This is a genomic window from Sphaerochaeta sp. (genome assembly GCF_050256055.1).
GTDB lineage: Bacteria > Spirochaetota > Spirochaetia > Sphaerochaetales > Sphaerochaetaceae > Sphaerochaeta.
In genome coordinates, this window is the sequence record NZ_JBFWIJ010000002.1 from 33,243 (window position 1) to 49,556 (window position 16,314).

A 16,314-nucleotide genomic window follows, 5' to 3' on the forward strand; every position below is an offset into this window, starting at 1 on the left:
AATCCTATGAAAGCTGAGAGCGTACCCACTGTGAGTCGGTTTGTGTCCAGCTCTCTTCAACATTCAGCTCAGGCAAGGCATTCCATTGCAGGAATACGGATACGGTCGGTACCCAGCTGTATTGGTTGTTCGATAATACAACACTTCCTTGGTATTTACAATTCAAGGACCAATCCGACAAATAATGTACAAACTCCAAGGATAGCGAGGTAAGGTTGAATTGGGTGTTGTACCTGCCGGTACCGCTGAAATCGAAGCTTCTCAGCAAATCCTCCCAGAGATAGTCGAATCTGAAACGGTCAGTCCCATCATAATATTTGAAAAAGCCTGTATTGGTGCTGGTAACTGAGAAAAATACATCCATGAATTCTGCTATCTGCAGACCCACATTCGCTTTGAAGGAAAAATTTGATGCATATCGGTCTTGGAAGTGAAAGGTGAAGGTGGTATCCAGACCAAGGCTCAGTGCCACCCGACGCTTGGAGAAACGCCAGTTCAATTCCTTTGCGGAAATTTGGATTTTCATGCTTAAAGGATCAAGATTACCGATGCTTCCGTTGCTGGAATAACTCACTTGGAAATAGGGAACTTGCAGGGTGAACGTCAAATCATCAACGGCATGTTCCAAACCATCGGAATTCAACCCTGCATAGGAAAAGGTTTGGCCTATGGTGATCGTTTTCTGCAAGAAAGAGAGTTTGGCGCTCTCCGAGAGGGAAAGTGCATGGAACCACGTTCCGGAATTTTCCCTAAGATCATAGGTTTGCGTTGCCGAAGCGTTGAATAAAGACGTGGAAATTTGCTGTTTACCTTGCACCATATCCCCTACCAACCGTCCATTCTCATCAACCCATCGCAAAGAACCGGACAGGGTGTATGGTTGGTATACATACTGCAAAGCAGAGATTACACTCTGCTTCACCGGATAGAGATTTGCGGTAAGCGAAGGCTTCAGGTTCCCCAGAGCCAAGGGGATGCCATATTCCCAAGCGAGCTGGTGGACAGTGACCGAATCACGGTTGAATGCATAGGTGGTTTCTTCTTCTGATGGAAGTGGTTCGGCAGTGGAGAATGTACGTTGAAAACGATACAGACGCTGGCTGAGGGTATACGTAACCCCCAAAATCGGCACGGAAGCCTTGGTCAGGCTGAACAATTGCATTTGCTGCGAAAGATAGGCGGTTTTACTCTGATCTTCCACAATGCTGTATTGTGGGAGCAGTTCTTCAGAGAGTGCGAGCAATTTGGTATTGGGTGAGGCGTCCAAACGAAGGGAAGCCTTGGTAAGACTATAAAAATACCGGTCCTTGTTCCAATCGATCTGTCCCTGTGGTGCTTCAAATGTCTGGGTAAGCGTCTGGTCGATTGAATATCCCAAGGAGAGCTTGCGTTCTGGTGGCCTAGCACCGTCCTTGCTGGACGTACTGTCCATGGAATAGGGAGGCGGCAGCAATGCATCACCATCAAAAGACACTTCTTTTGCTGGTGCATCTTGTTTTTTTTGTTTTTCCAGTTCAGTAGACAGGGAAAAGATACTGCCCTTCAGATGCGCCGAGAGCTCAGGTAAGGTAAGGCTATCCAATTGATAGGCATACGTCGAGTCAATATCTTTCCAATTCCAGGTGGCGACCGCTTTGAGATTGGAGATGGTGAGGGTTGAGACCCAAGGTTCCAAACGGGACAAAGGCATGGAAAAGGACCCATCGATGTTCCAGGTATAGGAGGCGACGTCACTCAGGAAGGTAGTGGGGAATTCCTGTTTTTTCCCGAACAGCGCATCGAACGAAAAGGATGTCAATCTGTTGGCGTACAAGCGTTTTACTTTGGGATCTGAATAGAGAGGGATGGATATTTTCAGGTTTACTGATTTTGTATCAACCACAAATTGGTTTTCTGAATAATACCTGAGCTTCGGAACATCACCATAGAGGGAGAGGGCCTCCTTTCCCTCAGGATACAAGGCGACCGAGCCCAAAGACTTGAGTGTCAATTTCTTATCCCAGAGATTGCCATACCCATCCAAGCCCAACATGACGCCGTCGTTCTCATAGGCATCAGCAAGCAATGCAAGATAGGATTCACTTTTTTGCGCCCATTCATCGAAGTCGGAGGGCTTACCCTTCGTCGCATAGATCGGACCATCCGGATAGACCGCCGCAGAATCTGAGAAGGAGAGCAAACTGGTGAAACTGCTTTGCTTGGATTGTTTGAGGTATGGATATGATCCGAATAATTCATAGGTTGTGGAAACAAACATACCACGGTCACTGACAAAGCCCATTGCAGGGTTTCCCACCATGCGATTCCCGGGAATCAGGAAAAAAGGAGTCCAGAAAACAGGCACCCTTCCCAGCGAAAGCGAAGCGTTGTGCAAGAGCAAGTCACCTCCTGGCAGAACATAGAGTTTCGAAGCCCGCAAAGAGGAAAGCGGATCCTCCTTTCTGGTCCCGATCCAACCTTGTTCGTACGAGAGACCTCCATCCTGCCCTCTTGAGGTAATCAAGGACCCGAAGGTATATAAACTGATTTTCTGATTCTCGCTGTTCTTCTGTTCCTGCAAGGTTGCCGTCTCACTGAACAAGACTGAGGAATCAGACCAATCCAAGGTTACGATACTGCCTTCCATGGTTTGCAGGTTCGCTTGGTTTCTGCTGTCCACATACGTAACTTCGCCCTGCGCACTGAGCAGGGTGCGGTCAACATCCACCAGCATGCGCTGGGCACGCAATTTGGTTCCTTCCTTGCTTCCTTCCTGCAGGAAGGTCACCTCCACATTGCCTTCCAACCGCACCAATGATGAGGCTGCATTAGTCTGCATGGAATCTGCATGCACTATTTCAAGATGATACCGATTGCTCCCATTCTTGACTGCTTCCACCTTTGCCTGGGTGATCTGATGATAGGCCCTGAGACTTGCACGCATTTCCTCGGTTTCGCCGACTGCAAGATTGCGCAGTTGAACCATCTGCACCAGTTGCTGCTGGTCAGCTTGCTCAATCTGCAAGGCGAGAAGCAAGGCATCATCCTGTGCATACAAAACCGAGCCCAGTGAGAGCAACAGGGCGCATACGAACACGATGGAACTCAGTCTTTTCTCAACCTTTTTCATGAAACATCTGAGCAAGATAATACCCTGTGTGGGAGTCCTTGCATAGGGCAAGTTGCTCAGGAGTTCCGGTTGCCACAATCATTCCGCCGCCATCACCACCTTCAGGTCCAAGATCAATAAGGTGATCCGCCTGCATGATGACATCCAGATTATGTTCAATCAACAATACGGTGTTGCCGGCATCGACCAGCCGATCCAATACTTCCATCAGTTTCTTAACATCTGCAAAATGCAGGCCGGTGGTCGGCTCATCCAATACGTACAACGTTTTGCCCGTGCCGTATTTGGAAAGCTCCAAGCTGAGTTTCACCCGTTGGGCTTCCCCGCCGCTGAGGGTCAAGGCGCTTTGTCCCAATTTGATGTATTCAAGCCCTACGGAGATGATGGTATCGATCTTTCGTTTAATCCTGGGGATGGCACTGAAGAATTCGCTGGCTTCCTCCATGGTCATTTCCAAAACCTCATGGATGTTCTTGCCTTTATAGCGTACGGCCAGGGTCTCTTTATTGAATCGCTTGCCATGGCAGACGTCACAAGTTACATAGACATCAGGAAGGAAATTCATCTCGATCTTCAGATTCCCATCGCCTTGGCAGTTCTCACATCGCCCTCCGGGTACATTGAAGGAAAATCTCCCGCTCTTATAACCACGGGCCTTGCTTTCCGGAAGTGAGGCGAAGAGCTCTCGAATGGCAGTGAATACCCCCACATACGTTGCAGGGTTGCTCCGAGGAGTCCTGCCAATGGGACTTTGGTCGATGTTGATCACTTTGTCTATATGCTGTACGCCGGTTATTGCAGTAAATCCATCGTAATTCGGCGCTTTTCTGGAGAGTTGGCGTTGAACCGCAGGCAGCAGGACCTCATTGAGCAAAGAACTTTTTCCGCTTCCGGAAACACCGGTGAACACCACCAGCTTACCCAAGGGAATATCAACATCCAGTTGCTTGAGATTGTTCTTGCTCGCTCCCTCGATGCGAATCACTTCTCCATTACCCTTTCTTCTTGCAGAGGGGATTTCCATGGCGATTGTTCCCGCCAAGTATTGCCCGGTCAGACTGTGTGGATTTTTGGCGACTTCCTCAGGAGTACCTTGGGCGGTAATGTATCCACCATGTACGCCGGCACCTGGTCCGAGGTCGACCAAATAATCGGCTTCCCGTATGGTGGCCTCATCATGTTCAACCACCAACACCGTATTTCCAAGATCACGAAGTCTCTTCAAGGTATCGATCAACTTTTGATTGTCCCGTTGGTGCAGACCGATGGATGGTTCATCCAAAACGTACAGTACTCCACTGAGTGCAGAACCGATTTGGGTGGCCAACCTGATGCGTTGCGCCTCTCCACCACTGAGCGTAGCGCTTCCACGGTCGAGGGTGAGGTAGTTCAATCCGACATCACGCAAGAAGGACAATCTGCTCCTGATTTCCTTGAGTACCTGATAACTGATCAGAGCTTGATTCTCCGTCAAGACAAGCCCCTGGAAAAAGATGTTTGCCTGTTTGACGGATAGCCTGGTTGCATCCATGATGTTCAGGCCTTGTATCGTGACTGCCAGGGCTTCAGGACGAAGCCGATCACCGTGACAGAGCGGGCACACCTTCGACGTCTGAAATCCATTCATCCAAATCTTGATCTGCATGCTGTTGGTTTCATAATAGCGGCGTTGCAAATCAGGAATGACGCCGGGAAACGGTTTTTCCACCCGGTACGTCTGATTGGCTTTTTCCCGGGTATATTCCACAAAAACATGCTCTTCCGTACCATAAAGAATTGCCTTCAAGGTTGCAGGAGGCAGTTCTGAAAACGGGGTATCGAGGGTGAATCCAAGATGCTTCGCCAATGCCTCAAATTGGGAACGCGCCCATTGGGCGTCGGGATTCATGGTAGCGATCGCCCCTTCGTTGAAGCTTTTCGCATAGTCGGGAATGATGAGATCGGGATCGAATTCCGTCTTCACCCCCAACCCATTGCATTCAGGACACGCTCCGTAGGGGTTGTTGAAACTGAACAAACGCGGCTCCAAATCCGGCAAAGTTATACCGCAATGGGGGCAGCTGTTCCGTTCACTGTACATTTCCTCGTGTTCTTGGTCTTGCTCGCTTAAAAAGGTAACCTTTACCAGACCTTGAGTCATTTCAATACAAGTTTCGATGCTTGAAGCCAATCGAGTCCGGATTTCTCCCTTCAATATCAGACGATCCACGACGATATCAATGGAATGCTTGATCTGTTTGTCCAACTTGATGGGTTCTTCCAAACTCATCATCTGGCCATCTACCTTTACCCGTTGAAACCCTGAGGCGATTGCATCCTCGAAGATTTTCTTGAATTCACCCTTTTTCCCGATCGCAACCGGAGCACTGACTATGATGCGCGTCCCTTCCTGTGCCTTGAAGATGGCATCAATGATCTGATCGATGCTCATCTCGCTGATGGGTCTTCCGCATACGTGACAGTGAGGTTCTCCCACACGTGCCCATAACAGTCGGAAATAATCATAGATCTCAGTGACTGTCCCTACGGTGGAACGCGGGTTGCGATGCGTCGACTTCTGTTCGATGGCAATCGCAGGGCTGAGCCCTTCCATGTAGTCGACATCAGGCTTGTCCATCTTGTCCAGAAACATACGGGCATAGGAACTCAGACTTTCCACATACCGTCTTTGCCCTTCGGCAAAAATGGTATCGAAGGCAAGGGAACTTTTACCGCTTCCCGACAACCCGCTGATCACAATCAGCTGGTCCTTGTTCAATTCCAGGTCGATGTTCTTGAGGTTATGCTCTCTGGCCCCTTTGATAATGAGTTTATTCAGCATGTTCTATCGCTTCCAACAAAGCATCCTTGGCTTCTTCCTTGGATACCTTTCTTACCAATATTCCTTTCTCGTAAAGAAAAATACTATTGCCGATCCCGGTGATCGCCAAATCCGCAGCCTTGGCCTCACCAGGACCGTTTACCTGACAGCCCATGATGGCAACCGTCAAATCCTTGTCAATGGTCAGCAATTCCGATTCAACTGATTTGAGAAACCCCTGCGAGTCGAAACTATGTCGACCGCAACGTGGGCAGCTTACGATCCTGATTCCCTTCCTGCGAAGACCCAATGTCCTGAGCAATTCCACACCAGCTTGGACTTCGGTCTCGATGTCTCCGGTAATGCTGATGCGCAGGGTGTTTCCGATTCCTTCACTGAGCAACTGACCCAGCGCCCAGGTTGAACGAGTCACCGCAGATACCACCGAACCGGCTTCCGTCACCCCCAGATGCAGTGGATAATCGCTTTGTGATGCAAACAGGCGATTGGCCGCGAGGGTCATATCTACATCGCTCGCTTTTAGTGATACCACCGAATTTGTGAAGCCCAATTGTTCGAACCAATCAAGATATTCCAAAGCGGTGTCACTCATCAACTTCGGGATCGGATCGTTACCCCTGGGAAGTGAGCCGCTGTTCAAGCCGATCCGGATGGCGACCCCATGATCGAGTGCACTCCGGACCACTTCATCTACCTTCTTTCGACTGCCGATGTTCCCTGGGTTGATCCTGATCTTCTGCACTCCACAAGCGATGGCATCGAGGGCAAGCTGATAATCGAAATGGATATCGGCTACCACCGGGATGGGGCTGTGTTTGCTCACATAGGCCAATGCATCATGATCAGAAGAATCCGGATACGAGAAGCGGATGATATCACAACCCATGGCATTGAGTTTGCCGATTCTACGGACCAAAGCCTCCAAATCAGCCTCGTCGTGGGGCATCGCCTCATCGTACATGGTTTGTACCAGAATCGGAAACCCACGCCCCAACAATGTATTGCCGATCATTACCTGATGATCACCTGTCATAGAAACTCCTCTCTTGGATACTGTACTCTCTTCTGCCCGGTTTGTTAAGCATATACTTCACATTTGTAAAGGAATTTATCAAGAAGGCAGATAGATCGTAATGCTTCTGACCGGTTCTGTATGTACATCAGCCCGGATTCCCAAAGCATACGGCTCAAGGGGAAGCAACAACGTGAAGAAACCTGGATCAAGACTGATTACCGAGGGAATGGGAGCATCGCAGATGGTGATGTCCCCGATATCCGAACGCATCGCACCTTTAGTCGATTCACGATAGGTAATACCCACCAACTCCGTCCCTTCAACCAGAATATGGATCACTGCCTGTTTTGTGTGGGCTATGAAGGTACCGTCAAATTTCGAGGGAACGTAGCGTTTCACCACTACCGTTAAGGCTCCTTCCTGGTGGACACCATCCTCATACTGCCGACCAAGTATTTCCTTGACCTGTCCAAGATGGTCTACCACTGATTGGTATTGCAACAAATTCTCTATCCGGTCGTATATCATGCCTACCTCACTCATTCGCTAGGATATCCATATCCTTGTTCTCAGACAAGCAGGATACTGCTTCTTGCCTTCCTGAGGAAAGTTCTCTACGATGGCTGTATGGATACAATCTACTATGAAAGTCCTGTCGGAGTCTTGACGCTCAAAGCTTCAGAACAGGAACTGTTCGCACTCAACTTTGGAGGGGGGACGGAAGCGTCCAACCCCACGAACACACTATTGCAGGAAGCGGTGAGCCAACTGGAGCAGTACTTTCAGGGAAAAAGAAACTATTTTGACCTGCCGCTGCATCTTTCAGGAACGCCGTTCCAGACGGCTGTCTGGCAATCTTTGCTCTCCATCCCCTACGGAAGTACGGCAAGTTACCAAGACATAGCACTCGCAGTCAATAATCCTCTTGCCATGCGGGCGGTAGGTATGGCCAACAATAAGAATAAGATCGCCATCATCATTCCCTGCCACCGGGTCATTGGAAAACATGGTTCGTTGGTTGGATACGCCGGAGGATTGGATACGAAGCGATGGCTGCTAGACTTTGAACGGGAGCATGCCGGAACATGATTATTTTGCCCAATAGAACAAAAAGAGCACTCCGAAGAGTGCCCTCCATAACCAGGAACCGTTGCTTGGCAACACGTATTATTGCAATGAGAGCAGACTGAATACCAAGGTGAAGAGTGCAACCGTTTCTACGATACCGATGACGATGAAGTAGTTTGCGGTTCCCTTTCCGGTTTCAGCCAAGGCATCACAAGCCGCGGCACTGGTCTTGCCCTGCATCCAAGCGGACAACCCGATGGCCAGTCCACCGAACACACCCACGCCCAAAGCCAGGGATGCGGAAGCACCGGCAGTGATGGCTGCGCGGATGAAATTCATCAGCAAGAAACCATAAATGGTCTGGGTAAGCGGTGCACCGGCGAATGCAACCATGATGAACGGAGCAGGTTTCCCGTTTGCATAGCACTTTTTCCAGCCACCGACAGCAGCCTGCGCTGCAGCTCCTGCACCAAGACCAGAGCCCAGGGCGGAAAGAGCCAAGGCACATGCCATTCCAATAAATTCCAAGTTTCCCATGTGTTTCTCCTTAGTTGTTACCAAACAACGATTAGTTTTCTTCTACCGTTTGTGCAAACGGTTCATATGCGATCCCGGTCCACTCCATTCCGAGCTGGCCGGAGAACTCCAAGAGATTCAATCGTACTCCATGAACCACGACGCTCAACAATCCCATGACCAGATTCAATGAATGGCCGATAACCAACACCAGAATCCCTCCGATCATGGCAAATCCACTGAGCATTCCACCTGCCATGCTGTTGAAGCTTTGGGCGATAGCCACCGAAGCCATACCGACTGCGAACAACCGGATATAACTCATGATGTTGGAGAATGCGCTGATCGTATTCAGGAACGTAGTGAAGAATCCACCCAATCCGCTGGTCAAACCCTTGAGGAACGGAACGCCCGGTGCTTGAGAACCGAATACCACAACCAAAACAAATCCGACACCGACCAACGTAAACACCACGCCGATATTTGCGCTTTGGCCGATAACCAATTGCAGTACGACAAAGTAAAGGGAGAGAATATCGATGAGCCACCCGATATCAGCGAGGAAACTCAGGTTCTTCTCTGGGAGTTTGTGGATGACATTGAGAATACAGGCAAGCGAGAGTTGCACCGTCCCGATGATGAAACAAAATTTCATCACGTGGTTCTGTGCATCAACCGCCTTCAGACCGAACAATTCAGGATAGTTAGAAATCGAGGGAATGACGAGCTTTTGCAAGAACGGCAGGGTTGTCAGGATTTCCTTGGAACCGAACCACGTCCCCGTCAGACTGCCCCACACCAGCGTCGCCAAGCTCAGTACGTAGACCAACATGACCAAGGTGTTGGCTTTCTTTGCCTTTGCATGCAGGGCTACTGCAACCGAAAGGAAAATCAAACCATATCCTGCATCACCGATGATCATGGCAAAGAACAACGTAAAGAACAGGAGGAACCATGTGCTGATGTCATTTTCCCGGTATCCGGGAACCGTTCCCAGAATATCAAAGACCGGTTTGATGATCCCTACTCCCTTGGGATATTTCACCAAGGTGGGGGGCGCATCGTCTTCGGTGACATCCTCTATCAGGTATGCCCAGCTGTTTTGGCTTGCCAATGATTCAAAGGCCTTCACCTCAGGTTCGGGAAGGTATCCATTGATCCATACCAGCTGTTCATCTCCCTGTAAATGGGAATCTACCTGTTCAAACCGCATGGACATCTCCAGTTTCTGCAACTGTTTCGCCAAAGCATCCAGATACACTCCGCCCTTTTTCAGTTGCTCAACCGTATGGGCAAGTGCTTGCGATCCATTCGCTTCCCTTGCTTGAAGCTCATGCAACCCATGTTCAGGGATTGTAAACAACGTTGCAGAAATTCCTTCTGGCAACTTCTGATTTACCGTTGCAATTGCTTGCTGACCTTGGACAGGATCGAGTTGGATATAGGAAATCGCGGGATCAAGATTCTGCAGATCCTTCTTGGATACGGTATAGAAAGAAAGAGAAATTCCTTGATTCTGCAAAGAACGAATCTGTTCTGGATCAAAATCGCCCCAACCACGCAAGAGCTCAATCTGGGCACGATCCTGGGTCAGCTCCTCATCGAGGTGTTTTTTTCGATCCAGCAACCCGACATACCGTTCCAGAATCTCTGCCATCGCCTCATCCGAGACAACTTCCTGTTTCATGCTCTGTTTCTTGTCTTGGAGATCAAGAATCGCCGAACGCACCTGGTATGTCGCATCAAAAGTTCGCTGCAGATTCTGAATCGGTTCATTCTGCACCGTTTGCGTCATAATATGCAGCAGACCGGCCTTTCTCAGACTTCTGAGCATGGAACGCCCTTGGTGAGCCTGTACGATGATATAGGCTTTTTTCATTGGTACAATCATCTCAAGCCCCCTGCATCAACTTCTTCTTGGCTATCTTACCTCGGACAACAGCAGCGGTCTGCTGGTCACCAAGGTAAATTCCTATCCTGCGGATGTTCTCTTTGGCCTCAGGAATCTTCACTTTCTCAAAAAGATTCACCCGTTGGCTGGTTGTTCTCAATTCTTTTCCCAACAATTTGATTTGTTGTTCCAATGTAGCAATGAGCGCATCATAGCGGGCACAATCACGCAGGCTTTCAAGCCCCTTGTCCACCCAAAGCGGGTATGCATTCAGATCATAGGAAATCATTTGGAACGTCAGTTCCTTGAACACAGGAATCGCCACACCGGCAATGTTGCCCTTGGTGCGGATTACCCGGTCAACCTTGACCAAGTCCTCCACCTTCATTCCTTCATTGAATGCCACATTTTCATGATACACGGCAATCCAGTGTTGCATATCCAAAACGAGCTTCTCCTGCTTGGATCGAAGACTGACCACTTCAGCCTCAATCTGCCTGATGACCATCTGCAACTGCTGTTTCTTCAGTTGCAGGGTCGGCAGGTATCGCTGATATTGCTTGAGTCGATCCTTCTGCAGTTTCTGTTCGTTCTTCGTCAATTTGACGGCCATGACGTCTCCTTAGTCGTTCGACTTCTTCGGCCAGCGGCTGAGGATGAGGTCGCTCTTGAGGCCGGTTTCGTTCGGCTCAAAACATTCTGCAAGAATTTCCCAGCCTAGATCCAAGGCCTGCTCCAACGGAATATTTACGCTCAAATCCATTAATTTGGTTTCAAACAAACGACCATACTTGAGCAACTTGTCATCCCATTCAGTCATCATGAAGCCCATGGACTTCTTTTCAACCGATTCCTTGTAGGAAGCATACAACTTGATCATACCATCCATCAACGCACGATGGTCGTCTCGGGTATCCTTGTTGACCTGCTGCTTCAGACGACTGAGCGATCCGAACGGTTCAATTCTTCCACCTTTCAGGTAGTACTGACCTTCAGTGATATACCCGGTATTGTCTGGAACGGGATGGGTTACGTCATCGCCGGGCATCGTGGTCACCGCCAGGATGGTCACTGATCCTGCACCTTCGAAATCAACCGCTTTCTCGTAGCGTGAAGCAAGGGAACTGTACAAATCGCCCGGATAACCTCGGTTCGAAGGAACCTGATCCATGGTAATGGCCATTTCCTTCATGGCGTCGGCGAAGTTGGTCATATCGGTAAGCAGTACCAGCACCTTCTTGCCGTCAAGGGCAAAACGCTCGGCTACCGCAAGCGCCATATCGGGAACCAACATACATTCTACCGTAGGATCACTTGCGGTATGAATGAACATAATGGTTCTGCTCATTGCACCGCTTGCTTCCAAGGTATCCTTGAAGAAAAGATAGTCATCATATTTCAGGCCCATGCCGCCGAGTACAATCAAATCGACCTCAGCTTGCATGGCAATGCGTGCCAGCAATTGGTTGTAGGGTTCACCACTGACACTGAAAATAGGAAGCTTCTGGCTTTCGACCAACGTATTGAATACATCGATCATCGGTAGTCCGGTACGGATCATGTTTCTCGGAATAATGCGTTTGCTCGGGTTGACTGCGGGTCCGCCGATATCGATCATGTTATCAGTAAGCGACGGTCCGTTGTCACGCGGAGTTCCACTGCCGTCGAACACACGTCCAAGCAGATTTTCCGTATAGGATACACGCATGGGAACACCGAGGAACCGAACCTGATCACCAGTTGAAATGCCCTGTGCACCGGAAAATACCTGCAGGGAAACCAAATCATCATCCAATTTGATGACATTGGCATAACTCTGGCCGGCCGATGAAGTGACGACCGCCAGTTCTCCGTTGCGCACATTCTGTGCCCGGACCGTAATGACGTTTCCTACGATGGATTCAATTTTTGAATATACTTTCTGCATCTTCAACCCCTTAGATCAACTTCTCGGCATCAGGGTCAACACTTGCCTGCTTACCCTTGTAGAGCGAGTCTATCTGAGCCTCAATCTGTTTGAAGCGTTCAGAATCGAACTCCACATTGTTCCAGTCAAGGAACAGCTGACGCAGGTTGTTGAAGAAGGAACGTACCTGCCTCTTGTCTTCCAAAGCAAATTCACTGGCCAATACTTTGAACAGCAAATCAAACGTATAGCGTTGGCGTTCAATGGGAACAGAAGCATCAACCGGATCAAAGGAGTTCTGTTGCAGATAGAAGGCATCAATCAATTCACTCTTCTGGAACGTGACATAATCGGCGACGCTGGTTCCTTCCTCACCGACGACCTTCATCATCTGGTTGATCTCACTTCCCCTGAACAGAATCTGCCGGGCATATTCAACTTTCTCAACGCGAATGATCCCTTGGTACTTCGACCAGGAACTCAATGGATCGATGGCTGGATATTTTCGTGCATCACTGCGTTCACGACTCAGGCCGTGGAAAGCTCCTACCACTTTCAACGTTGCCTGGGTCACCGGTTCCTCGAAGTTTCCACCGGCGGGACTTACCGTTCCTCCGATAGTTACCGATCCAATGCGACCATCCCGCAAACGAACCTTTCCTGCACGTTCGTAGAACTCCGCAATACGGCTTTCCAAATAGGCAGGGAATGCTTCTTCTCCGGGGATTTCCTCAAGACGACCGCTCATCTCACGCATAGCCTGAGCCCAACGACTGGTGGAGTCGGCCAACAGAAGCACGTTCAAGCCCATCTGCCGATAATACTCAGCAAGCGTAACCGCCGTATAAACTGAAGCCTCACGGCTGGCTACGGGCATGGAGGAAGTATTGCAGATGATGATCGTCCGTTCCATCAAGGATCGACCGGTTTTCGGGTCGGTAAGTTCGGGGAATTCCTTCAGGACTTCCACCACTTCACCGGCGCGTTCGCCGCAAGCGGCAATGATTACAATATCAACATCTGCATTTCGGCTGGTCATATGCTGAAGGACCGTCTTACCTGCCCCGAAAGGACCGGGAGTACAATAGGTACCACCCTTGGCAACCGGCAGGAACGTATCGATGATCCTGATTTTCGTCACCAAGGTTTCATCAGGACGAAGCCGTTCGGCATACAATTTAATCGCTTTCTTCACCGGCCAGGTGAACACCATGGAAAGATCCTCTTTCCTGCCCTTGGGGTCAACCACTGTACAAATGGTTTCCCGTACGTTGTACTGCCCCTTCTCCTTGATGGAAACAACTTTCCAAGGAACGTCGGCAAGGTTGAAAGGAACCATGATTTGGTGGGTGAACAGTCCCTCCGGCACCGTACCGAACGTATCTCCCGGGCGAAGGGAATCGCCAAGCTTTGCTACCGGGGTGAAATCCCATGCACGGGAAGGAATGGCATCAAGGTAGACACCGCGTTGCAAAAAGAAGCCGCACTGCTCAGCCAGCTGCGGGAGAGGATTCTGCAACCCATCATAGATCTGCTGCAACAAACCAGGTCCCAACGCTACACTGAGCATTTCATCGGTGAACTCAACCCGGTCACCTACGCTCATGCCGCTGGTCATTTCAAACACCTGCAAGGCTGCAGTATTGCCGTTGATCCGAATGACCTCTCCTTTGAGGCGATCATTTCCAACGTGAATGAATCCAACCTCATTCTTTGAGATGGCGCTGTCGAATTCGACCGTTACCATGTTTCCATTGACGCCTAGAACGCGTCCACTTGTATTTGCCATATCCAACTCCACTAACTGTTCTCGATTTGCGATTGAATATTGGAGAAGAGACGCTTGAACTCGGCATTTCCCTCCTCTTGGGTGAAAAGACTCTTCCGTTCCAAAATGGCAAGCTTCAATGCATAAGCCAGAAGGCCTTCGATGTCAAAGACATGCAAGGCGGACAAGTCATCCAAAAACTTCCAATGCAAAGCAATGAGCATCATCTCGGCTTGCAGGACATCATCCGATGCCAAGGCCTGTCGGACGCTCTCACTGATGCGTGCTTCCTTATCTGCATCATTCCGATAGGAAGGATCGTTGAGGCCAAGCTTTCGGCTTCGTTGCTCGGTAAGCTCCTTTTTCACCATCTGTGCAAAATTCTGATAGGAATTCAAAAAATGCTGAGTTGATGGGGTGCCCGCCAAAGCTGTTTCCAACAACTGATAATGATGGGGACTCACTTGCGTCTTGCATTGGACGAGAAAGGCTTCCGTAGAGAACGGAAGTACACCGTCATAGCGCAAGGCTGGTAAACTCGCCACCAAATAATAGTAGGAAGCCACTCACCTCTCCTTACTTGTTCGTTGCAAAGACGATTTCTTCAATTGCAGGAGTCAAAAACGGTTTCAACAAGTTCGCCGTTTCTTCAGCACTGAAGTCGTAGAATGATGAGCCATCCTTCTCGGAAATCCTGAATCCTGTGGAAACCGACTCAACGGGTTTGATCTCCAGACCTTCCTTGATTTTTGTGCGCAGATCATCGGAAAGCGTGGAGGCAAGTTGCTTGAACATGGTTGCATCAAGTTGGATTTCCTTGGTGTTCGTTTCTGCAAGCGAACCTACCACAGCAAGGATTACCTGTACCAAATCCTTTCCCGTATAGACTTTCTCCACCCGTTCAACCAACAATGCGTCCAACTGGGCAAGCAAGGCTTTTTTCAAGGAAAGCTGGACATCCCGACTCGCCTGTTGAAGACTGGAACGAGCACTCTGGTCACGAGTATCCAATTCCCTCTGTGCTTTTTCAAGCAGGGAAGCTGCATCCTTACGAGCTTGGCTGACCAGAGCATCAGCCTGGGCTTTCGCGTCAGTTATAATCTGAGCCGCTTCCTTCTGTGCAGCCTCAATTCCATCCTTACGAATGGATGCCACCAAATCTTGAATCTGTTGAGCCATCTGTATTCCTACCTTATACGTTGTGCATAATGATACGGGAAACTGCCATCTTATGCAAGAAAAGCCGGCAACCCACCCTTAGGACAAACTGACAGAATTATCCTGCAAGCGCTTTGAAAATTCAATCCATTTCCAAAGTTTTATTTTTTTCTTTTCCCCGAAGTAAAAAGAACACAACGAAAATACCGTAAAACGCAGAGAAACAGCGACCGTTTGCGCTTTCTACCACAACGCAATACAGTTTTATATTCACATTCCCCGCATATTTTTGGTAGGATGTTGCATATGGAAACTTTTTCTCGACATGCACGATTGTACACACACAAGATGCAACGCGGTTTGATCATCGTACAAAACCTACAATCCAATCGATCCCTCTTGGTGTGCAGCGAAGACATTGCTCACGACATCACCACCATACGGTTCCAACTGGATTTGGGTATATACGCACATCCCTCCCTGCAACAGGAATATGAACAATTGGGACTTGAACTGTACAGAATCGAGCCATACCGGTTGCTTGATGATTCCCAGGATCTGGAAAGCATACAACGTGCTGAATTGCAGGCACTCAAAGAGCAGGAAAGACCACTCTATTGAAGCAAGACGGTTTGAAAGGGACCTACACCCCAAGAGGAGGTCCTTATGTATTACCACCTTGTATACCGATCAGAATCACCTTGGTTCCTCACCGAAGAGGAAGCTCATCGTATACTTACCTGCGTCCAGAATGTCTTGGATCGAAATGACGGCTGTTTGCTTGACTACCTGCTGTTTCCCTGCCACTGCGAATTTCTGTATCGCTGCACGGCTTCCCTGCAACTAGCCATACCCATGCCTTCAGGCCGAAGTACTGAGCAAATCGTAGCACCCCAACACCTGAAGACACTTATCAGAAGACTGGGAAGAGCGGGAAAAAATTACCCTTTGAGTGGAACATTCGAACTTTTTCATAGAAGTAGATGCCATTGTACACTGGGAAAGGCAGGTACCAATGACCTGCCTTTCACGGTTCGGACAATCATTTCCTTGAAATAGTAC

General features: G+C 49.2%; 13 protein-coding genes. 2 read left to right on the plus strand and 11 right to left on the minus strand.

Annotated elements, in window-relative coordinates:
- Positions 1-4: 4 nt before the first annotated feature.
- The 4 genes from AB7C91_RS00930 to AB7C91_RS00945 all read right to left on the minus strand — a co-directional run bounded on the left by AB7C91_RS00930 (position 5) and on the right by AB7C91_RS00945 (position 7,488).
- Positions 5-3,109, minus strand: coding sequence for a hypothetical protein (locus AB7C91_RS00930; protein ID WP_428588537.1), 3,105 nt, complete (start codon positions 3,107-3,109; stop codon positions 5-7).
- A complete protein-coding gene (gene uvrA, locus AB7C91_RS00935) occupies positions 3,096-5,930 on the minus strand; it encodes an excinuclease ABC subunit UvrA (protein ID WP_428588540.1) in 2,835 nt (944 codons plus the stop codon). The genes AB7C91_RS00930 and uvrA overlap by 14 nt, the downstream gene beginning before the upstream one ends.
- Positions 5,920-6,963, minus strand: coding sequence for a flavodoxin-dependent (E)-4-hydroxy-3-methylbut-2-enyl-diphosphate synthase (ispG, locus tag AB7C91_RS00940; RefSeq protein WP_332448040.1), 1,044 nt, complete (start codon positions 6,961-6,963; stop codon positions 5,920-5,922). The genes uvrA and ispG overlap by 11 nt, the downstream gene beginning before the upstream one ends.
- Before the next feature lie 78 nt (positions 6,964-7,041).
- Entirely contained in the window at positions 7,042-7,488 is a 447-nt protein-coding gene (locus tag AB7C91_RS00945) for a YhcH/YjgK/YiaL family protein (RefSeq protein WP_332448039.1), read from the minus strand.
- Positions 7,489-7,572: 84 nt separating this feature from the next.
- On the opposite strand from AB7C91_RS00945, the gene AB7C91_RS00950 reads away from it, so the two are divergent.
- The gene (locus AB7C91_RS00950; RefSeq protein ID WP_332448038.1) at positions 7,573-8,034 is read left to right on the plus strand and encodes a methylated-DNA--[protein]-cysteine S-methyltransferase; all 462 of its coding nucleotides are present in this window, start codon (positions 7,573-7,575) and stop codon (positions 8,032-8,034) included.
- A 78-nt stretch (positions 8,035-8,112) separates the two neighbouring features.
- Here AB7C91_RS00950 and AB7C91_RS00955 read toward each other — a convergent pair whose 3' ends face one another.
- Genes AB7C91_RS00955 through AB7C91_RS00985 form a run of 7 tightly spaced genes read right to left on the minus strand, consistent with a single transcriptional unit; the run spans position 8,113 to position 15,273 of the window.
- On the minus strand, positions 8,113-8,550 hold the full coding sequence (locus AB7C91_RS00955; protein ID WP_332448037.1) for a V-type ATP synthase subunit K: 438 nt from the start codon (positions 8,548-8,550) through the stop codon (positions 8,113-8,115).
- Between the two features lie 31 nt (positions 8,551-8,581).
- Positions 8,582-10,420, minus strand: coding sequence for a V-type ATP synthase subunit I (locus tag AB7C91_RS00960; RefSeq protein ID WP_428588545.1), 1,839 nt, complete (start codon positions 10,418-10,420; stop codon positions 8,582-8,584).
- 1 nt (position 10,421) lies between these two features.
- Complete coding sequence (locus AB7C91_RS00965; RefSeq protein WP_332448035.1) at positions 10,422-11,033, minus strand: V-type ATP synthase subunit D; 612 nt, start codon at positions 11,031-11,033, stop codon at positions 10,422-10,424.
- A gap of 9 nt (positions 11,034-11,042) precedes the next feature.
- Positions 11,043-12,347 (minus strand): V-type ATP synthase subunit B, encoded by a 1,305-nt coding sequence (locus tag AB7C91_RS00970; protein WP_332448034.1) that lies wholly within the window; start codon positions 12,345-12,347, stop codon positions 11,043-11,045.
- Positions 12,348-12,357: 10 nt separating this feature from the next.
- Entirely contained in the window at positions 12,358-14,115 is a 1,758-nt protein-coding gene (locus AB7C91_RS00975; RefSeq protein WP_428588548.1) for a V-type ATP synthase subunit A, read from the minus strand.
- A gap of 11 nt (positions 14,116-14,126) precedes the next feature.
- Positions 14,127-14,660: a DUF2764 family protein gene (locus AB7C91_RS00980; RefSeq protein WP_428588551.1), complete on the minus strand. Its 534-nt coding sequence runs from the start codon at positions 14,658-14,660 to the stop codon at positions 14,127-14,129.
- Positions 14,661-14,670: 10 nt separating this feature from the next.
- A complete protein-coding gene (locus tag AB7C91_RS00985) occupies positions 14,671-15,273 on the minus strand; it encodes a V-type ATP synthase subunit E (protein ID WP_332448031.1) in 603 nt (200 codons plus the stop codon).
- Positions 15,274-15,558: 285 nt separating this feature from the next.
- On the opposite strand from AB7C91_RS00985, the gene AB7C91_RS00990 reads away from it, so the two are divergent.
- The gene (locus AB7C91_RS00990) at positions 15,559-15,873 is read left to right on the plus strand and encodes a hypothetical protein (protein WP_332448030.1); all 315 of its coding nucleotides are present in this window, start codon (positions 15,559-15,561) and stop codon (positions 15,871-15,873) included.
- The last annotated feature ends 441 nt before the right edge of the window (positions 15,874-16,314 follow it).